Raw genomic sequence first — 21,941 nt, forward strand, 5'->3', positions numbered from 1 at the left:
AGGCACGCTGTCCCTGCTCTCTCTTTTTACTGCTGGTATTAGGAATTTTAAATAGGTACTACTTTTATATACAAAAGAAAAAAGAGCGCTAAAAGACTAACAGATATTTTTGATTGGTCAATAATTATTTTTTAGACACAATGATATTTGGCGTGAATTAAAAATAAAAAACGAAAGAAAGGTGGATAAAATGAAATTGCTTGGCAAAATACTTGATTATTTTGAAGAAACGCTCATCATTCTTATGATGTCCTATATGGCAATTATGAACTTCCTCAACGTTGTATTTAGATATTGCTTTGCCAATTCCTTCTCTTTTACGGAGGAGTTAACAGTAACAGTGTTTGTATGGGTTTCAATGTTGGGTGTTGCAGCTGGTTTTAAGAGATATGCCCATTTGGGTATGAGTTTTCTTGTTGATTTGTTCCACGGAAAAACAAAAGCTTTACTGGCATTATTTGGCGTAATTTGTAGCTTAATTTTTATGTCCCTTGTATTTTATTACGGAATTGTTATGGTTCAGGGACAAATTGCCATGGGTTCTACTACTCCCGTATTGAGAATGCCACAAGCAGTGCAGGGACTTTCCATGCCTGTTAGTGCTGTCTTTGTAATCATTCGTATTATACAAGCCGGTTATCTTCAGGTAAAAGGCTTATGGAATGAAGAAAAAGAGGGGGGTGCTGAGGCATGATGATTTTAATTCTTTTTGGGTTATTCTTTTTGCTGGTATTCTTGAATGTACCCATCGCTGTTTCACTTGGCTTAGCAGCATCCGTTGGATTAATGTATGGACAGTTTCCCCTCTCTGTTATTCCCGGTATTTTATACTCAGGGACGGCTAAGTTTACATTACTTGCAATTCCATTCTTTATTTTAGCCGGTAGTATTATGGAATATGCAGGGATTTCAAGACGTTTGATTAGTTTTGCAAATGCTTGTGTTGGTCATAGAAAAGGTGGACTAATGGCTGTAGTTGTTATTGTTGCATGTTTCTTTGCTGCAATTTCAGGCTCAGGCCCTGCTACTGTTGCGGCTATTGGACCTGTTTTGATTCCTGCAATGGTGAAAGCTGGTTATGGCAAGAATATGCCCGCCGCATTGGTTAGTGCTTCAGGGGCAATCGGTATTATTATTCCTCCAAGTATTGCATATGTAGTTTATGCTTCTTGTACTGACGTATCTGTTGGTGCTCTGTTTACTGCAGGTATTATCCCTGGTATTGTTGTAGGTATTGCATACTATCTGGCAGCTGCTTGGGATTCCAGAAATAACAAAGATATTATTGCTCAGCCTAAGATGAGTGGCAAGGACAGACTGATTGCTTTTAAAGATGCTTTCTGGGGATTAATGACACCAGTTATCATTCTGGGTGGTATTTACGCAGGTATCTTTACACCCACAGAAGCAGCAGGTATTGCTGTTATTTATGGATTAATTGTTGGTGTTTTTATTTACAGAGAAATCAAACTGAAAGATTTGTATCATATTTTCATGGAATCCGCCGTTTCTTCTGCAACGGTAATGTTTATCATTGCAGCAGCAGCAGTGTTTGCATGGATTTTGACAACGAGCCAAATTGCAAGTCAGCTTTCTCAGATGGTTCTTGCAGTAAGCGATAACAAATACATAATCTTATTGTTAATTAATATTATTTTCTTAATTGCAGGTTGTTTCCTTGATGCAAACTCCGCATTCTACATCTTGTTGCCTATTATTGTTCCTGTTTTGAATGCTATTGATGTAAGCTTGCTTCATGCAGGTGTGTTCTTAACAGTAAATATGGCAATCGGTATGATTACACCTCCTGTTGGTATTAACCTTTATGTAGGTTGTAATGTTGCAGAAATTCCTGTTGCAGATATTTGCAAAAAGATCGTACCTTTCCTTATTGCAGGTATCGTAGCACTATTTGTCTTAACCTTTATTCCTGACATCTCCTTGTTCTTGCCAAGAATGATCGGACAGATTAAATAAGGAACTTTGAAGTGATGTATATTAGGTGCCGCTGTTAGCAGCGGTACCTAAATTACAAAGATTCTACAGAAGATGAATATGAATAATTACAAAGGATAATCGGCTTTTAGGAAACGAAAGATAAGAATTTATGTAGCCGTATAAAAGACGGCTTTTCATTCGCCACTAGCTTGTATTACAGGTGATAGAAGTTGAAGCAGAACATACATGACAAGTTACAAGTGGCACTTCATATTGAAAGCAATGTTATAGAACATAATATATATCATTAAAAACTTAAGAAAAGGGTGATTTCATTGGCTAAGAAGAAATATTCAAAAGAGATGCTCATTGATTTGTATCGCATGATGATTCGTATCAGAGCATTTGAAACAAGAGCGGCTGAATGCTTCACAAAGGGAATGCTTGCAGGTAATATTCACCTGTGTATTGGTCAGGAGGCTGTAGCAGCAGGCGCTTGCTATGCCTTAGAAAAAGAAGATTATATGGCTACAACCCACAGAGGACATGGACATACCATCGCCAAAGGTGGTAAATTAGATAAAATGCTTGCTGAGCTGTTTGGCAAGAAAACAGGATACTGCAATGGTAAGGGCGGTTCCATGCATATTGCGGATGTTGAAGGACTGCATCATTTAGGTGCAAATGGTATTGTTGGTGCAGGTATTCCTATTGCAACCGGTTCAGCTTTGGCTTCTAAGGTGCTGGGAGACAAGCATGTTACACTTTGCTTCTTTGGAGATAGTGCTTCAAACCAGGGTACTTTTCATGAAGCGGTGAATATGGCGGCAGCTTGGAAGCTTCCTGTTGTATTCCTGTGTGAAAACAATAAATATGGTGTATCTACTAACATTCATTCAGTAACAAATACAGAGACCATTGCGGTTCGTGCAAAAGGTTATGATATTCCCGGAACAACAGTAGATGGCAATGATCCCGCTATTGTTTACGAAGCGGTGAAAGAAGCGGCGGATTATGCCAGAGCTGGAAATGGTCCATCTATCGTTGAATGTATTACATATCGTCATCAAGGACACTACTGCGGAGACCCTGCTAACTATCGTCCCGCTGAATATATGGAAAACGCACATAAAGATGATGGCATTCCCAACATGAGAGCAAGATTATTAGACGAAAAGGTTGCAACGGAAGAGGAACTGGTTGCTGTTGAAGAGGAAGTAAAGGCGGAAATGGATGCGGCATATGAATTTGCTGTGGCATCTGAATACCCCGATCCTTCCGAAGCTACAACAGACGTTTATAGCTCTGATAATGAAAGGAGTGTTGCAAGATGAGTAAAGTATTAAGCATCAGCAAGGCAATTGGTGAAGCTTTGCATGAAGAAATGGCTAGAGATGAAAATGTAATTATCCTCGGCGAGGATATGGGAAAGATGGGGAATGTTTTTGGCATCACCGTAGGTTTTCAAAAAGAATTTGGTGAACACAGAGTATATGATACACCAATTTCCGAATCCGGCTTCTGCGGTATGGCAGTTGGTGCGGCAATGAGAGGCATTCGCCCTGTTGTAGAATTGATGTATGACGATTTTATTACAGTTGCAGCAGACCCCATTATCAATCAGGCAGCAAAGATGAGATATATGACAGGTGGTCAGGCAACAGTGCCTATGGTGCTGAGATTACCAATGGGTGCAGGCAGAAGAAACGCAGGACAGCATTCTCAGTGTTTGGAAAATATTTTCTGTCACACCCCAGGCTTAAAGGTTGTTGCTCCTTCCACAGCGGCTGATGCAAAAGGCCTTTTGAAATCCGCAGTTCGTGATGATGATCCTGTTATGTTTATGGAACACAAGCTGTTATATGCGAAAAAAGAAGAATTACCTGAAGGTGAATATACAATTCCTTTGGGCGTTGCTGATGTAAAAAAAGAAGGAACTGATTTGACCATTATCACATGGAGCCGTCAAGTATACTTTGCTTTGGAAGCTGCTGAAGAATTGGCAAAAGAGGGCATTCATGTTGAAGTCCTTGATTTGCGTACATTAGTTCCTTTGGATTGGGATGCAATTGTAAAATCTGTTTCTAAGACACACAATGTAATCGTTCTTTCCGAGGAAGTAAAAAGAGGCAGCTATGCAGGTGAAATTTCTGCACAGATTGCTGAAGAGTTGTTTGACGAATTAGATGCACCGGTAGAACGTGTTTGCGGTCTGAATATTGTTTCGCCTTTCAGCCCTACACTGGAGGATGAAAACTTCCCTCACCCTGCAGATATTGTAAAAGCAGTGAAAAAAGTTCTGAATAAGTAATCAAAGGAGGGAAAATCATGGCTTTTGAAGTAAAGATGCCTCAGCTGGGCCTTACCATGGAAGAGGGTACCGTAACCAGATGGGTGAAAAAAGAAGGCGAAGCGGTGAAGGCCGGCGACGTTATTGTTGAGATTACAACAGATAAATTGACAAGTGAAGTAGAAAGCGAATTTGACGGAACAATGCTAAAAATCGTTGCACAAGAAGGGGAAGATATTCCTGTAAAAGGCTTGTTGGCATATATTGGTGAGCCCGGTGAGACAGTGGGCAGTGCAGAAGCGGTACCAGCGGCAGCACCTGTGGCAGAGACGACACCTGTTGTGGCAGCTCCTATGGCGCCAGTGGCTGTTACGACCAGCGGGAGAGTTCGTATCTCTCCTTTGGCAAGAAAAACAGCGGCAAAAATGGGCATTGATTACGCAAACGTAAAGGGTTCTGGCCCCGCAGGACGCATTGTACAGAAGGATATTTTGACAGCAGCACAAAGTGCACCTGTTGTTGCATCTGTAGCTACACCAGCGGCAGTGTCTACACCTACTCCTGCTATAGCTTCCGGATCTATTGATTTGATGGAAGGTGACGAAGTTGTAAAATTGGCGGGTATGAGAAAAGTTGTTGCAGAACGTATGGCACAATCCCGCAGAGAAATTCCCAGCGTAACACAGAACGTGAAGATTGACGTAACCAACTTGATGAAATTCCGCAAGCAGGTTAATGAGGATCTTGGCGTAAAATATTCCGTAAACGACTTTATCTTAAAGGCAGTTGCAAAAGCGTTGAAAAATAACAAACACATTCTTGTGACATTAGATGGAGATAAAATCATCAAGCGTGCCCATGTGAATGTTGGTATGGCTGTTGCCTTGGATGAGGGATTAATTGTTCCTGTTTTAAAGGATATTGATAAAATGAGCCTTGAAGAAATTTCTGCTACAGCAAAGGATTTGGCGGAAAGAGCCAGAACCAACAAGCTTGGTATGGATGAATATAAAGGTTCTACCTTCTCCATTTCCAATCTGGGTATGTTCGGTGTTGAGACATTTGACCCCATTGTGAATCAGCCTGATTCCGGTATTTTGGGTGTATGCGCAGTTCAAGATGAATTGGTAATGGATGATGAGGGAAATATCTCTAAGAGACAATTTATGCGCATCTCCTTTACATTTGACCATAGACTCATTGATGGTGCAACAGCTGCTAAGTTTGAATTGGCAATTAAAGAGCTGTTGGAAAACCCTATGAAAATTTTACTTTAATTCGATATAGTCTGTTTTTTGCATGATTACAAAAGATAAAATGCTGGTATCAGCATAAAATTACAGAAGAAAAGGGAAAGGGTTTCGGCTCCTTTCCAAAAAACAAAAGTAGACGCCTTTATAGTAATACAACCCGAAATACTGGAAATTAAGTATTTTTATTATCCCAAACCTCTATAAAGCACACGTCTATTGGGAGGTCCTCCTTAACGCAGGTTCTGCCTAAGGAGGACTTTTCAAACTTTTGCCGAATAATAACCCTTTTATAAAACAAAGAGTTTGTACAAGTTAGTACAAAATAGATTAGGAGGAATTCAAATGGCAGTAGAGGTAAAGATGCCTCAGCTTGGTTTGACCATGGAAGAAGGCACAGTTTCCAAGTGGATCAAAAAAGAAGGCGATACCGTTAAGGTTGGAGATATTCTTGTAGAAATTACAACAGATAAACTGACCAGTGAAGTAGCCAGCGAAGAAGAAGGCACACTGATCAAAATAGTTGCAGAAGAAGGAACGGATGTACCTGTAAAGGGAATTTTGGCATATATTGGGCAAGCAGGTGAAGTGGTTGGGGGCACAGCACCAGCGGTGGCTCCTCAAGTTGCTCCTGCCCCTAAAAAAGATGGTAAAACAAAAATTGCGGTTATTGGCGGAGGCCCAGGTGGTTATGTTGCGGCTATTCGTGCGGCACAATTGGGCGCTGAGGTGACTTTAATTGAAAAGAATAAGCTGGGTGGCACTTGCTTAAATGTCGGATGTATACCAACAAAAGTACTTTTACATTCTGCAGAGGCTTTGGCTGAGGCAAAGGAAATGGCTGAGTTAGGTATTCATGTGGAAGTAAAGGGTGTTGACTGGAATAAGGTACAGGCGAAAAAAAATGCAGTAACAAATCAATTGGTTAGCGGTGTAAGTGGATTAATGAAGGCAAACAAAATCAAGGTAATTGAAGGTGTTGCATCATTTGCTTCAAAAGATACTTTGGCAGTTACCAAGAAAGATGGTTCCAAAGAAAACCTTACCTTTGATAAAATAATTATTGCGGCTGGCTCCGTACCTGCCGTACCTCCAATTCCAGGGGTAAAGGAAAATGCCAATTGTGTGGATTCCACCGGAGCCCTTTCCTTCGACACAATACCTAAGAGCTTATTGGTAATTGGCGGTGGCGTTATTGGCATTGAATTGGCAACAGCATATTCACGTTTTGGAACAGAAGTAACTGTGGTGGAAGCAATGGACAAGCTGTTACCAATGATGGACGGTGAATTGACGGCTCAGCTTCGTAAGATGATGGAAACAAGAGGCATCAAAATTATGACAGATGCTAAGGTTCAGTCTGTTGAAGGGGTTGTTGCAGGAACAAAAGTGAACGTTGAGGTTGGGGGTAAAGTGGAAGCCTTTACTGCAGAGAAGGTTTTGGTTGCTGTTGGTAGAAGAACGGATACTGAGGCTTTGAATCTGGATGCAGTTGGTATTACCCATGATAGAGGTCGTATATCAGTAAATGATAAAATGGAAACCAGTGTTGCCAATGTTTATGCGATTGGTGATTGCTTAGGTAAGGTTATGCTTGCTCACGTTGCATCTGCACAGGGCGAAATTGCGGCAGAAAATGCATTGGGTGAGGATGTTAATTATGATGGAACAACAAATCCTTCTTGTGTATATACAGACCCTGAATTCGCAGGGGTTGGGTTGACAGAGGATAAAGCTAAGGAATTGGGCATTGAGTATCAAGTTGGTAAATTTCCGTTGATGGCAAATGGTAAGTCCTTGATTATGAACGGCGGCGTGGGCATGATTAAATTCATCATCGGTAAGGAATATAAAGAGGTATTGGGTGTTCATATTCTTGGACCCAGAGCAACAGATTTGATTGGTGAATGTGCTTTAGCCATCGGCTTGGAAGCAACGGTAGAAGATATTATTGCTACAATTCATGCACATCCTACAGTAACAGAGGCAGTGAGAGAAGCGGCGTTAGCGGCTGAAAAAAGAGCAATTCATATTCCCAATAAATAATTAGGAGGAAGCGATATGAAAAAGCTTGGTTTTATTGGAATGGGTATCATGGGGCTTCCCATGGCAACAAATATATTGAAAAAAAGCGATCACCCTGTGATTGGTTTTGACGTGATGGAGGCCTCTAGAGAAAAATTTGCTGAGGCTGGTGGAATTGCTACGGGAGACGCAAAGGCAGTATATGAAAATTGTGAAGTGATTTTCTTATGTCTTCCTAAAAATGAACTGGTTGAAAGTGTAGTAAATCATATTATTGCTCAGGGCAAAAAGGGTACTATTATTGTTGATTTCAGCTCTACTTTCCCAGGTGTAATTCGTAAGCTTTACCCTGAGGTGAAGGCAGCGGGAATGTCTTTAATTGATTCTCCAGTAAGTGGAGGTGAAACCGGCGCCATTGCAGGCACATTGGTTGTAATGTGTGGCGGGGATAAGGAAGTTTTTGAGGAAGTAAAGGATTTGATTGGCTGTGTTGGGAGCAGAGTGACCTACATGGGTTCTTCGGGCTGTGGTGATGTTGCAAAGCTTGCGAATAATATGATTGTTGGGTGTAATTTGATTGCAGTTTCTGAAGCGTTTGCTTTTGCGGTAAAGGCAGGCTTAGATCCAGAGGTATTATTTCATGCGATCAAAGATGGATTTGCCCAGAATGCTGTAATGGATTTAAAGGTACCTAAAATTATCAGCAGAGATTTTAGTGCTAGTGCCAGAATAGCAGTGCATCAAAAAGATATGAAAAATGCGACAAAACTTGCGGAGGATATGGGTGTGGAAATTCCTATGTCTGCCCTTGTTTTAAATTACATGAACAGAATGGATGAAGCTGGCTTAATTAATGAAGACCAATGCGCTCTTGTAAAAATGTTTGAACAAGATATGGGCATTGAAGTCAAATAAAGAGTTAACAATACACGAAAGATGAATCTTCAATGACGAGGTTTGAAAGGAGTAATATTATGATTTCAACTGCACAGGGAAACATTAAAAGAATCGTTGCTGCAAGAATGAGCCCCGGTGAGGATGTACTTTTAGGGCTTGAAAAAATTTGTAAAGACTACGGTATCAAAGATGGTGTGATTATGAGTGGTATCGGTAGTTTGGATGGTGCACAGTTCTTTAATCCGGTTCCGTTGAAGGATAAGAAAGCAGGTTACGGTTACGGTGAGCCTATCATTTTAAGAGGTGCCATTGAATTGGTTGCTCTTTCTGGTATGATTTGTCACGATGACAAGGGAGAGACCTTGTTGCATGTACATTACAGCTTATCTGACCAGTACGGTACAGGCCACGGTGGTCATTTGATTGAAGGCAACAAGGTCCTAATGACCGTTGATGTTGTCATTGCAGAAGTGGATGGCATCGAAATGGGCAGAGCATATGATGAGAATTTAGAAGTATTTATTTTTGCGCCGAAGCAGAAATAAGTGTACAGTTAGTTCTGGTTGTTTTGGTAACAATAAGAATTATAGAGAAAAGAATCTTGTCTATAAGATTGAAAAGGATGCATTCCTAGCACCCTTTCAGTATAATTTTAGGGCGCTGTTTCTAGTTTCCTGAAAGAAGCTTTCAGAGTATTTACATAAAAAGTATAGATTTTTAGAACTTCTTTGCCAATACACTTTTCCCCATGGTCTTGCTTAGAAAACAGGTGGGAATAGGCAACGCCCCTAAATCATTAGGTTGAAATTACTGAGAAAAAGTTAATTATAAATAGGTTTGAAATCCTAGGTTTTTCAGACAAAGGATATTCTAAGGAATTTCAATGGAGAACCTTTGTATTTTAAACCTTTCCGGTACATAAATAATTTTATTGACTGTCTGGGGCGGCTTTTTAGCCGCCTTTCTTATAAAAATAATAATAAAGATTTGGAGGATGTTTTATGGAACAAAAAAGCTATGCCGTTTTGGTATCTAATGCCGGCGTGATTGTGTTTCATAAAGGAGTTAAGATATTATTAGATGGACTTTATAAGGATTTGGGAAATAACTTTACAGATTTGCCTGAATGGGCTTGGGAATTAATGAAAAAAGGAAAGGGGGAATTAGCGAATGTAGATTATTTGCTATTTTCACATTCTCATTATGATCACTATTATACACCATATTTTATGGAGTATATGGCTGCAAATAAGGTTAAGGGAATTTGTTTTCCGCCTATTGATGATACCCACGGTTTGGCAGCGGCAGAAGTGGAATTTACCGATAGGAGAATAGCTTTTAATGTAAACAACGAGGCTGTTTTAGAACAGGGCATTAAGCTAAAGGTTTTTACCACGAGACATGTGGATAAAAAATACTATGACGTTCCAAATCAATGCTTTCGATTGGATTTAGATGGTGTTAGGCTAGCTTTTCTATCTGATGTGGATTATTTTGAAGAAGAATTTGCTAAGGAAAGGGATTTTCATGCGGAGATAGCTTTTGTAACGCCTATTTTTTTTAATCATCCAAAGGGAAGAAGAATTTTGCGAGAAATCATGAAAGTGAAAAAAGTGATTATCTATCATCTGCCATCACCTGAAGAAGACCGCTTTTTGTATTACAAGATGGCACAAAGAGATGTGGAAAAGTACAGAGAAGAAGGGGAAGATATTTTAATCTGGAATCAAAGCGGACAAAGCCTGTCCTTTTAAGAAAGAAGGGGTTATGGGTGGAAAATCTTTTATTTGCTTTTAATGCAGTTGCACCATCCTTCAGTATAGTTATTTTTGGATATATGCTAAAACGCAAGGGTGTTTTGACAGAAGACTTTGTTGCGAAGGGGAATGCGTTATGTTTTAATGTATTATTTCCTCTGTTGGTATTCTTTAATTTATATGATGCTAAGACCATTGATTTTACGTATCTCAAGATTATCTTTTTTTGTATTGGTGTAATTTTAATTTCTGTTGGAGTTCTGACTCCGTTGATACCTAAATTTGTAAAAGATCGCCGTAAAATTGGCGTTATAATACAGTGTATGTACAGAGGAAATTTTATGCTGTACGGTTTACCTTTTTCCAAAAGTTTGGGAGGCGCCCAAAGTGTTGCATTGGCGACTTCAATTATGGCAGCAACTTTACCTATTCTAAATACAATGGGTGTTTTTGTTTATTCAGCTTTTGCAGACATGGGTGAGAAGCCCAGTGCAAAGAAAGCTTTTCTGAATGCGTTGAAAAATCCCATTATATGGGGCGTCATTTTTGGAATGATATTTTATTTATTGAAACTTCCCATGCCGAATTTTTTACATACTGCTGGAGGAGATATTGCAAAAATGGCGACACCATTGGCTTTCCTTTTCTTAGGGGGACAGTTTGAATTTCGATCTGCCAAGAAAAACTTAAAAACATTAGCTGTTGGTTTGATTACCAAATTAATAATAATGCCTGCTATTTTTTTAATCCCAGCTGTTTATTTGCTGGGATTGAGAGGTACGGATTTAATTCCTGTTTTTATTTTTGTTTCGGCGCCTACTGCAATAACGAATTACCAAATGGCGATACAATTTGATGCAGACTATGAATTGGCGGGAGATTTTTTGATTTATTCTATGGTTTTATCTGCGTTTACACTATTCTTTTTTATTTATATCCTTCGGGGACTGGGTCTGATATAGATCTCTTATATATTAAAAGCAGTTTAAGCTATATTTTTTCAAATACTAATCAATTTACAAGGAGATGTTAGGATAAGGTATGTCAGCTAGGCTGAATCCTTAACACTTTATTTACGTTTCTTTTGGGTCTTTCTTGTGTATAATTATCTCATAACATAGATGAAACATTTAAATATATGTTTCCATAAATAAATCAACGAAAGTCCCTCTTCCGTTGGTTTATTAAGGGAAAGGTGTAATAGCCTTATCCCACTCCCAAATTCGACTGCCGAAAGGCAGTTGTTTTTTTATTTAAAAAACCAAAGGAAATATCCATGGAGTTTCTGAACAGAATAGATAGTTTGAAACAGGAATAAAAAGTCTATAAAAGGATTCATTGCGTGTTTCCGTATGAAAAAGAAAAACTATCCAATTTATAATAGAAAATGAGGGAAGTTTATTGCAAGATAGAGGATGCTCTGAATCCTGTAAAAATAGTTTTTATATTCTTTTAGAAATGATTTTGTATTATGATTTTTACTCCGTTGTAGATTTTTATAATAAATTGTAATTTTTTAGAGCTTTTTGTAAGTTTGGACAAAGGGAACATTTCTTAGTGATATAGTGATAGCATGGTAAGTTTAGGAATGTTTGAATAAAGGGAAATACTTTCCTGTATCCTTTGGGCTGTTTTTTCAAAAAATATTTTTGAGGTGAGAATAATGGCTAAAGCTGGTATGAGAAGACCAAACCCTGAAGAACCCCATGGAACAGAAAGCAATCACAAGGCGAAATTCCCTAAAAATGATGCACCGCCTGTTCCTGAAATTCAAGGGAAAGCAAAGCACGGACATGAAAAAGCTGGTAGAATCAACTAATTTTTAATCGAGAGCAAATTTTAAGCGCTAAAAATGATTCTAATTGAGGTGATTTTATGGAGAAAAGAGAAAAACAGCAAGAAGAACAAAGAAGTAAAAATAAATTTAATAACGAAACGAAGTCTCAAAAAGTTCAAAATCAAAATGATACCCACAACTCGGTAAAAGAGGGAATGGGTCCAAACACCAAAAGATAAGAATAGGGCATCCAAGAGGATGCCCTATTTTCAATGAGGGACAGAATTTAATGTATGTTCCTCTTGGGGAAGGTTAATCTCCCAGGACTTTCTGTTTATTAGATAGGTTTTCTAGTGTTTAAAGTGTTTATCGATGGAGAGCTGATTTGTTTTTCATAGAAAAAAAGATAATTGGACAAGCAGTTTGTTTTATTGAAATAATTTCTGGGGAGAGAGGGTGGTGTTTTTCATGCCGAAATGGGATAAAAAAGGCATGCCACAATATGGAAATAAGGAAATGGTGGAAGGCCTGATGCAGGATTATTTTAAAAGGTGTAAAGGGGAGACATTGCAGGATGAGAATGGAAGCGTTGTTTATCAAAAGAACGGCGAGCCCACTATGGTTGGAGGGAGGCCACCGACTGTATCTGGTCTTGCTTGTGCCCTTGGATTTTTAAGCAGAAAGGATTTTTTAGAATACAAGGGAAAACATGCAGAGGTTGTTGCCCAAGCACGGTTAATGCTAGAGGAATATGCCGAGGAGCGGCTGTATGACAAGGACGGATTACAGGGAGCAAAATTTACCCTGACCAATAATTTTCAAGGATGGGCTGACAAAACAAGAGAAGATTATGATATACAAATTTATGAAAAGCTAGATGGTATTTTGGAGGGGATAAACAATGCAGCTAAGCAGTAAGCAAAAGGAGTACTGGAATGATGCCAACTGTCGCTGGAATATTAAATCGGGGGCAACACGATCAGGTAAAACCTATTTGGATTATTACATGATTCCCAGAAGAATTCGAGCGGTTAGTGGGAAAGCGGGTCTTGTGGTGATTTTGGGTAATACAAAAGGAACACTGCAAAGAAATATTATTGAGCCGTTACAGAAAATTTTTACGCCTGCACTGGTGTCGGATATACGCTCGGATAACACGGCAATGCTTTTCGGCGAAAAATGCTATTGTTTGGGGGCAGGCAGAGAGAATCAAGTAGATAGAATTCGTGGGGCAAGTATCAAATATTGCTATGGTGATGAGGTGGTAACTTGGCATGAAGACGTTTTTCATATGCTGAAAAGCCGACTGGACAAGCCTTACAGCTGTTTTGATGGCACTTGCAACCCGGAAAGTCCAAACCATTGGTTTTATCAGTTTTTGCAAAGTGATGCAGATATTTATTTGCAAAATTATAGCTTGGAGGACAATCCATTTTTGAGCAAGGACTTTGTAGAAAACCTAAAAAAAGAATATAGGGGTACCGTTTTATATGACAGATACATATTAGGAAAATGGGCACTGGCGGAGGGGTTGATTTATAGGGAATTTGCCGATAATCCTGAAAAGTATATGGTTTCTATGAAGGATTTACCTAAGGGATTTGACTATATTGGCATTGGACATGATTTTGGAGGGAACAAATCAAACCATGCATTTGTTGCTACAGGAATTTCTTTTGATAACCATGTATACAAATTGCGTGCAAAGAGCATTCCGGCTACAGGCATGAGTTTTTATGCATTGGAAAAAGAGCTGATTAATTTTGTGGAAGGTGTTATACGGGACTACGGATACCCCAACGGCATTTATTGCGATAGTGCCGAGCAAACAATGATTAACAGCTATCGTCAGCACACCACATATCCAATATACAACAGCATAAAGCGACCCATTAACGATAGAATACGCTGTACCCTATTGCTTATGGGTGGGGAGAGATATCATATTGTTAAAGGGGAGTGCGACGACCTTGTAAGGGGGCTTTCTACAGCGGTTTGGGATAATCAGGTTTTAGAGGACAAGCGTCTGGACAATGGCAGCAGTGATATAGATATTTTGGATGCTGATGAGTATAGTTTTGAATACAACATATATAGATTGGTGGGGAATTATGATGCTTAAAATGGTTTGGGAATATATAATGGGGATTTTCGGTATCACGAAAACAAATACAACAGGGGAGCAGATGCAGGAGAATATGGCCTTCACTCAGAAATATGAAGCTGCAGAGGAAATGAACTTTACAGCAATTTTTGCCAATAAGCTTTCTACCCTTGCCATGAATGAAAGCACTGCTGATGTTTCGGGAGATAATGGGAGAGTTATCTTTCTGGATCAGTGTTTGATTGAAGTTTGGGATAGGATGAAGCGTGTTGTTTCTCGCATGTTGGGAACAGGGGGATGCATTGTTGTTCCATATGTTAGACTTGGGATCATTCAATTTGATGTGTTGTCTCAAGAAAGAATGGTTATACATGAGAAGCAGGGGAACCGCATTACTAGAGCAACAGTTTTGGCAGATAGCGTGAAGCAGGGAGAAAAGCAATACCACAGGTGGATGGATTATCAGGTGGCTGGAGGAAATCTTTATATTACAAATAAGGTAACTGACCAGTGGGGTAATGCAGCTTTTCTTGAGCAATGGGCGGAAATTGAGGATATTGCTATTGCTGGTGTTGATCGAGTATTATTTGCCTATTTTCAATCACCAATAGACAATAGACGGTTTACTGACGAGTATGGTGTGCCTATTACATATGGTTGTGACAATTTAATCAGCGAGATATTTGAATGCCTTGAGCAAATTCGAGATGAGTACAAGCTAAAAGAGGTAAAGATTTTTGCAGATGAGCGGATGTTTCAAAAGGATGCCAAAACGGGGAAATACCGCATGCCAAGTAAGGTGTTTTTTGCAGCTCATGGTAAAGAAAACGGAGATATGATTGAAGTATTTAGTCCTGAGATTCGCCATAGCAGTTATTATGAGCGATTACAATATTTATTTGGGTTATTGGAAAAAAGTATTGGTACAAGCAAAGGGATTTTAACAGCACCCCAGAGCAGAGGTGCCACAGCCACGGAGATTAAAGCAGGGCTTTACGACACCTTTGCCCTAATTGGCGATATTCGTAATGCCATTGAAAGAGGTGTGAGGGATTATCTTTATGCATGTAATGTGTTGGCCAATTATTACGAATTGGCACCCATGGGATCCTATGGAGTTCGCTTTGATTGGTCTTATGAGATGATAGAAAGCAGCAGTGAAACATGGGAGCAATTAAAGGATGCGTTGGAGTTAGGTGTAAAAAGCAAAGTAGAGTTACGGCAATGGTTGAATCCCAACGAGACATCAGACGAAGCACAAAAGGTTTTGGAAGAGATTAAGGAAAGGCAACAAGTGGGGGATAAGCAAGACTGTGGGATTGGGCAAGGAATTAAGAAAGTCTAAGACCATAGAAAAGCACAAAATCTTTAGTATTGCAAAAATAATGCAAACGTTCAAAGGCTGTAGGTTTTAATAAAAAAGAATATATGGACGTTGGTTTGAAAGATATTAAGGCTTCGTTCCAGACAACTTAAACGATTAGAAAAGAATCAAAACTTATGCATGCTTACATGAAAATATGTGAACGTACAGAAAATCTAGGGTTTTAATGAAAAGGGTGAGGAAGAGAGGGATTGGCATATGGTTTCCAAGGGTTAAGGCCTTCTCTTTCTTTCGTCTTTAGGCAATAGACGTAAAACAGGCCTTTTTTTGTACCCTAGCCATGGGATAAAAGGAGGCGGCTCAGTATCGGGACTGGCCGGAAAAAAAGGATAGAGCCTAGATAACTATACAAAAATAGTGAGTTGGAAGGAGTAAAACTATGGAATGGTTAAAAGAAGTTTTGAAAGGCTTAGACAATGCTCAAGAGATAGAAAAAAAGATTACCGAGGGAATCGGAAAAAAATTTGTTTCAAGGGCGGACTTTAATGCATTAAACAGCACAAAAAAAAGCTTAGAAGTACAGCTTTTAGAGCTTCAGGAATCCTCTGTAAAGGAAAGTGACTTAAAAAAAAGACTGGAAGAGCTGGAGCGAAAAATTGCGGCGGAAAAAGATGAGGCTATCCGTAAAGAACGGGAGGCAGCTCAGGAGGTTTATTTGAGAAAACGTTTTGATCAAGCTGTTGGTGAACACAAATGGCGTGATGAGCTAACAGAAAAGGCTGTATTTGCTGAGTTTCAAAGAGCTATCAACATGGACATAAATAAAGGCAAGGAAGATCAGGAAATTTTGGATGGGCTGACAAAGGATAAAAACTATTTTTTAAACCCCAATAGACCAATTGAAATCCCCAGTATGGGCAGAGTATCCCTGACAAAAGCAGAAGAAAACAAGATGAGAGCATTAATGGGGTTGACATTAAAGAACTGAAAGGAGAGATAGACGATGGGAATTGCTTTGGCAAAAAACTATACAAATTTGATTGATGAGGTATACAAAAGTGCTTCGGTAACTGCTGACTTAGCCAGTGACAATAATATGATGAGAGCAGGGGGGAATGGTAACGAAATTTTATATCCCCAAATTAGTGTTTCCGGTCTGGGTAATTATGATAGAAACAGTGGTTACACCAATGGCTCTGTTGATGTGATTTGGAAAACTGCCACATTTAATTATGATAGAGGAACAAAGCTTTCTATTGATAGCATGGATGACGCTGAAACCTTTCAGGTGGCCTTTCATATGGCAGGGGCAACTTTGCAAAGAGAAAAGGTTGCTCCCGAGGCAGATGCTTTTACCTTTGCAACCTTAGCAGGAACAGAAGGGATTTCTGTAGCGCCTACAGCGACATTTTCGACAGCAGAGGCATTTTTGGAGGCATTGATGGCGGCCAAAAGCAAGATGGACGAGGATGAGGTGCCTGAGGAGGGCAGAGTGTTATATGCAACCCATGCCCTTTTAAATAGCGTTATGGCATTGGACACCACAAAATCCAAAGAGGTTTTGACCAGCTTTGAGGTAGTTCGTAAGGTACCCCAGAGTCGTTTTTATACAACCATTGATCTTTTGGATGGCAAAACCACAGGTGAAGAGCTGGGACATTATAAAAAAGCAACAGATGGTAAAGACATCAACTTCATGATTGTACATAAGGGTGCTGTAATTAAGTTTGATAAGCATGTGGTAGGAGATGTTATTGATCCTGCAGGGAATCCTGATGCAGACAGCTATATTGTAAAATATCGCAAATATGGCATTGTGGATGTATACAAGAATAAGGTGGCCGGTATTTATTTATCCCATAAGGCATAAGGAGGTTGACGATTATGTCAAAAACAGTTGGATTGGGTGCAAGTAATAAAAAAGCTAATCCTTTTCCCTCGGAAGAAGTAGATAAAAGCTTGCAGGCAGAATTGGAGAAGGTTCAAAAGAAAAAGAAGAAGGTTCAGCCTGAAAATAGGCAGTAAGAGAGGGGGAAGGGCAATGGTATATGCGACCTACGAATTTTATAAAGAAGTCTTTGGTGGAGATGCTATTCCCCAAGATAGTTTTAGCCGCCTAGCAAAACGGGCATCAGAATATATTAACATGGCTACTTTTGGAAGAGCGGAAACGTTTTCTGATGATGAGGATTTGTTGAAAAAAGCATGCTGTGCAGTTGCGGAAGCAACAAAAATCAACGAGGAGGGCGGCGGTGTTGTGGCTGAAAGCGTTGGGAGAATAACGAAAAATTATGCCGCAGGAGTTACAAACACACCAAATGAAGAGGAACGTCTTTCCATTGCCGTAAGCCGCTATTTATCGTCAACGGGGCTTTTATATTTGGGGGTGTAAAAACTTGAAATCAAGTGAGATATGTACCGTTTTCAATCGAATTTACGATCCTATTTTACGCAGATATATTTTACAGCCTACGGTGATTACAGGTGTTTTTTGGCAAGAGGCTTTAGGGGCAACAATGAGCCATGAGAAGCTTTATGAGTCGAATGAGGTACATATTTTCATTCCATTTTCAGCAGAAGCAACCCGCACTTTTGGTGCACCAGATGAATTTGAGAAAAATCCTACGCTCTATTTCACTTTTCGTCCAGAGGACAAAATAATGAGAGGAATTACTTCAGGGAAAAGTCTTACCATTATTTCTATCAATACTTATGATTATGGAAGCAAGGATATGCGGCACTGGGAGGTGGTGGCAAAATGAGTTTTTCTGTGGATTTAAGTGGTTTAAATGTACTGAAAAAAAATCAGGGTTTAGGTAAGGACGGCAGAGTTCAGAAATATATAGATCAAGAGGTGGTTCGCCGCATGGCACCATTTACGCCCTTTGACACAGGGGCATTGCAAAACAGTGCTTATGTGAAATGCGGTGAGGTAATCTATACAGTGCCTTACGCAAAATTTCTATATTATGGGAGAGCTATGGTCAGCCCCAGTACCGGTTCAACATGGGCAAGGGCCGGAGAAGAAAAGGTGGTCGCCAACAGGCCGCTGACATTCAAAGGAGCACCTATGCGGGGGGCGTATTGGTTTTTGAGAATGAAGGCTCATTATGGGCAAGAAATTTTGAAGGGGGCAGGAGAAAAAATTGGAAAATAAAAGTTTAATCCAGTCCATTCGAGATTTTTTTTGCAATTGCCCGTTGCTAAAGGATGGGGCAATTCATGTTGACTATCTTGGGGTTCATCCCACGGAGTATAGTATTGACGGTGTTCCTGCTAAAAAACAAGTCAAAGCTTATATTGATGGGAGTGCCCTTTGCCAGTATGTTTTTACTTTTGGCAGTGTGGAAAGGTATGGGGCAGACGTAGAAATGAATATTGAAAACAGTGGGTTTTATGAAAACTTCGTAGGCTGGTTAAAGGAGAAAAGTCACAAGAAGGAATTGCCATCCTTGGGACATGGCCGCAAAGCTCTGAGTATAGAGGCGGAGAGCGAAGGTTATGTGATTGACGCTAGAGAGAATATGGCAAGGTATCAGATTCAATGCCGATTACTTTATTTTGAGAAAGGAGTAAAAGAAATATCATGAGTGATACAGTAATGAGACATCAAATTGCAGATTATTTAAATACAAGCAGCAGTAACACGCCAAGCTATGCATTGATGGGCGTTGGGTTTAATACCCTAGATGAAAATCCCAATGCCCAGACGGATACAAAAACATATATTCACCAAAAAGCACAGTCCAGTCAAATTAAGAACTATCAGACTCAGTTTCCCTTTGATACAGATTTGATTGCATCAGAGGAGGCGGTTATGGCTCTTTATAACATTGGACGAAATCAAAAAACAGGTGCTGAAGCTGAGCTGGAATATGTGCGTGTAGAATTATTTCGACCCCACGAAACTTTAGAGAATACCTTTTATGGAAGAAAATTTAAGGTTGCTGTAGCTGTAACCGGTATTACCGGTGCTGGTGGTGAAGCCATGAAGGTAACGGGAACCCTTCATGGTGTTGGTGACCCAGTTTATGGTACCTTCGACACTACAGCAAAAACGTTCACAGAAACAGCATAAGTATAAGCACTAAGGGGGGATTTTTATGGGCACCTTTCTAAAAAGAGAAACCAAACGGGAAATTTTCATTTTGGGGCATAAATATACTGTGGATTTTGGTAGAGACCATCTTGCTTTTATTTTTAAAAGGGTTCAAGTGGAGCTTGGACAAATTGAGAAAAAAGACCGAGGCGATTTAGGTCAAGAGGTATGTTTCTATGAAATGCAAAATGAGGAGAAGGCGGTTCTAAAAGGGGCAATTGAAGAGATCTTAGATTGCTCAAATGAGGAATTATCCATTTTTGAAAATGAAGATACAATTGTGCTTCACAGGGACATTTATACTTATTTGGTGGAGGAATACATCAACGTTATGAAAACAAGATCTCCCTATACAATAGAGAGGATTGAAGGGCTATGAACCTCTTAATTGATTCAGTTCCAAAAAAGATTTGGATTGATAATAAGGAGTATCCCATTCGGTGGGATTTTCGTGTGGGAATTTTATATGAATTATTAATGTTGGATGAAGATGTAGAAGGGGCTGAAAAGCCCCTTCTTGCTTTGCATTTATTTTATCCTGAGATTCCAAAAGACTGGAAGATGGCTTTAGAAGGAATTCAATGGTTTTATCGAGCGGGTGAGGCAGAAAAAAAGTCTCATCAAAAGAGAAGCCATAGAAAGCAGGAAAGGATTTATTCTTTTGAACATGATGCTTCATTTATTTACAGTGCCTTCTTAGAGCAGTACGGAATGGATTTAACTCAAGAAAAGCAGCTGCATTGGTGGAAATTTCGAGCATTATTTCAAGGCTTAAGGGAGGATATAACTTTTTGCAAAATTATGGGATATCGTTCCATGGAGATTACTGAAAGCATGGGCAAGGAACAAAAAGAGTTTTACCTTAGAATGAAAGCGTTATATAGACTTCCTTCCTCAAAGGGGGAGGAGGAAAAATTATCGGCAATAGAGGCTGCGCTTTTATCAGGAGGGGATTTATCAGGGCTATTATAATTATTTTGAAATGAGGTGGGCAAAGTGGCATATCATTATGATGGATATTTGACCTTTGGTACAAGAATTGATGAATCAGGATTTGAAAAAGGAGCTACTGACTTAAAAAACCTGGCGAGCCTTAGTGCAAAGGCAGTTTCTGTTTCCTTTCTTGGTTCGGCAGGCAACCTTTCGTTATTTGCTACGGCGGTTAATAGTGGTCTGGAAAAAATAACAGAGAAGGCCCTAAGTTTAGAGAATTCCGCAAAAAAAAACGTAACAACAAATGCTTTTGAAATGCAAAATGCCATGAGTGGATTAGAAAAGGCTGTGGCCGCCATTTCAGAAGAATCAATGCAAAGAGCCAAGGAAAGAGCGGTTTCTTATAAAGAATTGGGGAGCCTTTATCTAAAGAACATGAAAGCCGGAATGGAGGAAGAAGCCTCTGCAGCCATTACACGTATGGAATGGCGCATGGATGCTAATGTAAGTGCCTTTGCTGAGGTGAACAAAAAGGCAGCTCCAGCATACAGGAAGGCAGCTAAGGAATTAATGGCCGTTTATAAGGAAGCAATCAATGATGGCGCGAATGAAGCCTATAAGCTTGTTGCTACAAGAATTGAAAATATTACAGAGGTTGCACAAAAACAATATGATGCCATTATGAATGAAAGACAACGCATGGAGAATAAACTTTCCAATTATGGGGATTTATTTTCCTTTGATGAAAGTGGTGAGGTGCAGCTTGAAAAAATTGATCGTCAAATAGAAGGACTAGAGAGATATGCACAAATATTAGACAAGCTTCAAGAAAAGGGGATTTCACAAGGGTTGCTAGATGAAGTTCTTGATATGAGTGTTAAAGATGGAATGGCTTTTGGCGAGGAGTTGCTTTCAAAAAGCGATTCGTTTTTTGAAGAATATTCAAAAACTTGGGATGAGAAACAAGACTTAGTTAGAGAAATCGCCGCCAAGTTTTATGAAAAAGAGATTAAAGCCTTAGATGAGGATTTCTCAGGTGAACTGGAAAAGGCCTTAAATGATATTCCGGCTATTTGTCAGAATGTGGGGATAGATGCCATGGAAGGTGTGGTTAATGGAATGGAGAGTAGACGTGGTGAGGCGGTTGCAACGGCTAGAAGTATTGCAGACGCCATTATTGCGGAGCTAAAGCGTGCCACAGAAACAGCAAGTCCCTCCAAAAGAGCCGCTAGAGAGGTGGGAAAGCCTATCACACAGGGTGTTATCAAGGGTATGAAGGATGCATACGATCCCCAAGAGCTACAAGCCTACACAGACCGTATGATGGCGGATATTGGACAGGCGCAAAGTAAGGCTGCGGAGAGTGTTTTACAGAAAAACACCTCTAATGTTTGGAACAGCTCCACCTACAACGGCGGAGACTTTATTCTAAATGTGGAAAAAGTGGTTAATGACGGCAAAGGTTCTGTTTCAAGTTTATTGCAAGAGGCAGAGTTTTACCGTAAACAAAAGGTATCTGCAACGGGAGGTGCATAATTCTGGAGCCT

General features: G+C 39.7%; 26 protein-coding genes. All 26 read left to right on the forward strand.

Annotated features, from left to right (window positions below):
* The first annotated feature begins 190 nt into the window (after positions 1-190).
* The 26 genes from NE558_RS10590 (at position 191) to NE558_RS10715 (ending at position 21,930) form a co-directional block, all read left to right on the forward strand.
* Positions 191-694, forward strand: coding sequence for a TRAP transporter small permease (locus NE558_RS10590; protein WP_256150034.1), 504 nt, complete (start codon positions 191-193; stop codon positions 692-694).
* Entirely contained in the window at positions 691-1,977 is a 1,287-nt protein-coding gene (locus tag NE558_RS10595; RefSeq protein ID WP_256150035.1) for a TRAP transporter large permease, read from the forward strand. Before NE558_RS10590 ends, NE558_RS10595 begins: the two co-directional genes overlap by 4 nt.
* A gap of 296 nt (positions 1,978-2,273) precedes the next feature.
* Positions 2,274-3,272 (forward strand): thiamine pyrophosphate-dependent dehydrogenase E1 component subunit alpha, encoded by a 999-nt coding sequence (locus tag NE558_RS10600; RefSeq protein WP_330643456.1) that lies wholly within the window; start codon positions 2,274-2,276, stop codon positions 3,270-3,272.
* Positions 3,269-4,249 (forward strand): alpha-ketoacid dehydrogenase subunit beta, encoded by a 981-nt coding sequence (locus NE558_RS10605; RefSeq protein WP_256150036.1) that lies wholly within the window; start codon positions 3,269-3,271, stop codon positions 4,247-4,249. Before NE558_RS10600 ends, NE558_RS10605 begins: the two co-directional genes overlap by 4 nt.
* A 17-nt stretch (positions 4,250-4,266) precedes the next feature.
* Complete coding sequence (locus tag NE558_RS10610; RefSeq protein ID WP_256150037.1) at positions 4,267-5,505, forward strand: dihydrolipoamide acetyltransferase family protein; 1,239 nt, start codon at positions 4,267-4,269, stop codon at positions 5,503-5,505.
* 318 nt (positions 5,506-5,823) lie between these two features.
* Positions 5,824-7,524, forward strand: coding sequence for a dihydrolipoyl dehydrogenase (gene lpdA, locus NE558_RS10615; RefSeq protein ID WP_256150038.1), 1,701 nt, complete (start codon positions 5,824-5,826; stop codon positions 7,522-7,524).
* Between the two features lie 15 nt (positions 7,525-7,539).
* Positions 7,540-8,418, forward strand: a complete 879-nt coding sequence (locus NE558_RS10620) for an NAD(P)-dependent oxidoreductase (protein WP_256150039.1) — start codon at positions 7,540-7,542, stop codon at positions 8,416-8,418.
* 59 nt (positions 8,419-8,477) lie between these two features.
* Positions 8,478-8,945 carry a PPC domain-containing DNA-binding protein gene (locus tag NE558_RS10625; protein ID WP_256150040.1) on the forward strand — a complete coding sequence of 156 codons (468 nt, stop codon included), beginning with the start codon at positions 8,478-8,480 and terminating at the stop codon, positions 8,943-8,945.
* Between the two features lie 456 nt (positions 8,946-9,401).
* A complete protein-coding gene (locus NE558_RS10630; RefSeq protein WP_256150041.1) occupies positions 9,402-10,154 on the forward strand; it encodes an MBL fold metallo-hydrolase in 753 nt (250 codons plus the stop codon).
* A 17-nt stretch (positions 10,155-10,171) separates the two neighbouring features.
* Entirely contained in the window at positions 10,172-11,119 is a 948-nt protein-coding gene (locus NE558_RS10635; protein ID WP_256150042.1) for an AEC family transporter, read from the forward strand.
* 701 nt (positions 11,120-11,820) lie between these two features.
* Complete coding sequence (locus NE558_RS10640; protein ID WP_256150043.1) at positions 11,821-11,976, forward strand: hypothetical protein; 156 nt, start codon at positions 11,821-11,823, stop codon at positions 11,974-11,976.
* Between the two features lie 56 nt (positions 11,977-12,032).
* Positions 12,033-12,173 (forward strand): hypothetical protein, encoded by a 141-nt coding sequence (locus NE558_RS10645; RefSeq protein WP_256150044.1) that lies wholly within the window; start codon positions 12,033-12,035, stop codon positions 12,171-12,173.
* A 229-nt stretch (positions 12,174-12,402) separates the two neighbouring features.
* Positions 12,403-12,852 (forward strand): DNA-packaging protein, encoded by a 450-nt coding sequence (locus tag NE558_RS10650; protein WP_256150045.1) that lies wholly within the window; start codon positions 12,403-12,405, stop codon positions 12,850-12,852.
* Complete coding sequence (locus tag NE558_RS10655; protein WP_256150046.1) at positions 12,836-14,056, forward strand: PBSX family phage terminase large subunit; 1,221 nt, start codon at positions 12,836-12,838, stop codon at positions 14,054-14,056. The genes NE558_RS10650 and NE558_RS10655 overlap by 17 nt, the downstream gene beginning before the upstream one ends.
* Positions 14,046-15,383 carry a phage portal protein gene (locus tag NE558_RS10660; protein WP_256150047.1) on the forward strand — a complete coding sequence of 446 codons (1,338 nt, stop codon included), beginning with the start codon at positions 14,046-14,048 and terminating at the stop codon, positions 15,381-15,383. The genes NE558_RS10655 and NE558_RS10660 overlap by 11 nt, the downstream gene beginning before the upstream one ends.
* A 418-nt stretch (positions 15,384-15,801) precedes the next feature.
* On the forward strand, positions 15,802-16,350 hold the full coding sequence (locus NE558_RS10665) for a hypothetical protein (protein ID WP_256150048.1): 549 nt from the start codon (positions 15,802-15,804) through the stop codon (positions 16,348-16,350).
* A 15-nt stretch (positions 16,351-16,365) separates the two neighbouring features.
* On the forward strand, positions 16,366-17,232 hold the full coding sequence (locus NE558_RS10670) for a hypothetical protein (RefSeq protein ID WP_256150049.1): 867 nt from the start codon (positions 16,366-16,368) through the stop codon (positions 17,230-17,232).
* 14 nt (positions 17,233-17,246) lie between these two features.
* Positions 17,247-17,387, forward strand: a complete 141-nt coding sequence (locus NE558_RS10675) for a hypothetical protein (RefSeq protein ID WP_256150050.1) — start codon at positions 17,247-17,249, stop codon at positions 17,385-17,387.
* 16 nt (positions 17,388-17,403) lie between these two features.
* Positions 17,404-17,754: a hypothetical protein gene (locus NE558_RS10680; RefSeq protein WP_256150051.1), complete on the forward strand. Its 351-nt coding sequence runs from the start codon at positions 17,404-17,406 to the stop codon at positions 17,752-17,754.
* Positions 17,755-17,758: 4 nt separating this feature from the next.
* Positions 17,759-18,124, forward strand: coding sequence for a hypothetical protein (locus NE558_RS10685; protein WP_256150052.1), 366 nt, complete (start codon positions 17,759-17,761; stop codon positions 18,122-18,124).
* Positions 18,121-18,519 carry a minor capsid protein gene (locus NE558_RS10690; protein ID WP_256150053.1) on the forward strand — a complete coding sequence of 133 codons (399 nt, stop codon included), beginning with the start codon at positions 18,121-18,123 and terminating at the stop codon, positions 18,517-18,519. Before NE558_RS10685 ends, NE558_RS10690 begins: the two co-directional genes overlap by 4 nt.
* Positions 18,509-18,952: a chloramphenicol resistance protein gene (locus NE558_RS10695; protein ID WP_256150054.1), complete on the forward strand. Its 444-nt coding sequence runs from the start codon at positions 18,509-18,511 to the stop codon at positions 18,950-18,952. The genes NE558_RS10690 and NE558_RS10695 overlap by 11 nt, the downstream gene beginning before the upstream one ends.
* On the forward strand, positions 18,949-19,440 hold the full coding sequence (locus tag NE558_RS10700) for a hypothetical protein (protein WP_256150055.1): 492 nt from the start codon (positions 18,949-18,951) through the stop codon (positions 19,438-19,440). The genes NE558_RS10695 and NE558_RS10700 overlap by 4 nt, the downstream gene beginning before the upstream one ends.
* A 25-nt stretch (positions 19,441-19,465) precedes the next feature.
* The gene (locus NE558_RS10705) at positions 19,466-19,840 is read left to right on the forward strand and encodes a hypothetical protein (RefSeq protein ID WP_256150056.1); all 375 of its coding nucleotides are present in this window, start codon (positions 19,466-19,468) and stop codon (positions 19,838-19,840) included.
* A complete protein-coding gene (locus NE558_RS10710) occupies positions 19,837-20,433 on the forward strand; it encodes a bacteriophage Gp15 family protein (RefSeq protein ID WP_256150057.1) in 597 nt (198 codons plus the stop codon). The genes NE558_RS10705 and NE558_RS10710 overlap by 4 nt, the downstream gene beginning before the upstream one ends.
* Before the next feature lie 24 nt (positions 20,434-20,457).
* Entirely contained in the window at positions 20,458-21,930 is a 1,473-nt protein-coding gene (locus NE558_RS10715) for a hypothetical protein (RefSeq protein ID WP_256150058.1), read from the forward strand.
* Positions 21,931-21,941 lie beyond the last annotated feature (11 nt).

This window comes from Anaerotignum propionicum (assembly GCF_024461735.1).
Taxonomy (GTDB): Bacteria; Bacillota; Clostridia; order Lachnospirales; family Anaerotignaceae; genus Chakrabartyella.

Bases quoted from the DNA above. Each gene is read 5' to 3' on its own strand.
- lpdA (WP_256150038.1), top strand. From the start codon at position 5,824: ATGGCAGTAGAGGTAAAGATGCCTCAGCTTGGTTTGACCATGGAAGAA.
- NE558_RS10645 (WP_256150044.1), top strand. From the start codon at position 12,033: ATGGAGAAAAGAGAAAAACAGCAAGAAGAACAAAGAAGTAAAAATAAA.
- NE558_RS10710 (WP_256150057.1), top strand. From the start codon at position 19,837: ATGAACCTCTTAATTGATTCAGTTCCAAAAAAGATTTGGATTGATAAT.
- NE558_RS10660 (WP_256150047.1), top strand. From the start codon at position 14,046: ATGATGCTTAAAATGGTTTGGGAATATATAATGGGGATTTTCGGTATC.
- NE558_RS10625 (WP_256150040.1), top strand. From the start codon at position 8,478: ATGATTTCAACTGCACAGGGAAACATTAAAAGAATCGTTGCTGCAAGA.
- NE558_RS10705 (WP_256150056.1), top strand. From the start codon at position 19,466: ATGGGCACCTTTCTAAAAAGAGAAACCAAACGGGAAATTTTCATTTTG.
- NE558_RS10590 (WP_256150034.1), top strand. From the start codon at position 191: ATGAAATTGCTTGGCAAAATACTTGATTATTTTGAAGAAACGCTCATC.
- NE558_RS10650 (WP_256150045.1), top strand. From the start codon at position 12,403: ATGCCGAAATGGGATAAAAAAGGCATGCCACAATATGGAAATAAGGAA.
- NE558_RS10700 (WP_256150055.1), top strand. From the start codon at position 18,949: ATGAGTGATACAGTAATGAGACATCAAATTGCAGATTATTTAAATACA.
- NE558_RS10630 (WP_256150041.1), top strand. From the start codon at position 9,402: ATGGAACAAAAAAGCTATGCCGTTTTGGTATCTAATGCCGGCGTGATT.
- NE558_RS10680 (WP_256150051.1), top strand. From the start codon at position 17,404: ATGGTATATGCGACCTACGAATTTTATAAAGAAGTCTTTGGTGGAGAT.
- NE558_RS10690 (WP_256150053.1), top strand. From the start codon at position 18,121: ATGAGTTTTTCTGTGGATTTAAGTGGTTTAAATGTACTGAAAAAAAAT.
- NE558_RS10605 (WP_256150036.1), top strand. From the start codon at position 3,269: ATGAGTAAAGTATTAAGCATCAGCAAGGCAATTGGTGAAGCTTTGCAT.
- NE558_RS10595 (WP_256150035.1), top strand. From the start codon at position 691: ATGATGATTTTAATTCTTTTTGGGTTATTCTTTTTGCTGGTATTCTTG.
- NE558_RS10640 (WP_256150043.1), top strand. From the start codon at position 11,821: ATGGCTAAAGCTGGTATGAGAAGACCAAACCCTGAAGAACCCCATGGA.
- NE558_RS10610 (WP_256150037.1), top strand. From the start codon at position 4,267: ATGGCTTTTGAAGTAAAGATGCCTCAGCTGGGCCTTACCATGGAAGAG.
- NE558_RS10620 (WP_256150039.1), top strand. From the start codon at position 7,540: ATGAAAAAGCTTGGTTTTATTGGAATGGGTATCATGGGGCTTCCCATG.
- NE558_RS10665 (WP_256150048.1), top strand. From the start codon at position 15,802: ATGGAATGGTTAAAAGAAGTTTTGAAAGGCTTAGACAATGCTCAAGAG.
- NE558_RS10670 (WP_256150049.1), top strand. From the start codon at position 16,366: ATGGGAATTGCTTTGGCAAAAAACTATACAAATTTGATTGATGAGGTA.
- NE558_RS10655 (WP_256150046.1), top strand. From the start codon at position 12,836: ATGCAGCTAAGCAGTAAGCAAAAGGAGTACTGGAATGATGCCAACTGT.
- NE558_RS10675 (WP_256150050.1), top strand. From the start codon at position 17,247: ATGTCAAAAACAGTTGGATTGGGTGCAAGTAATAAAAAAGCTAATCCT.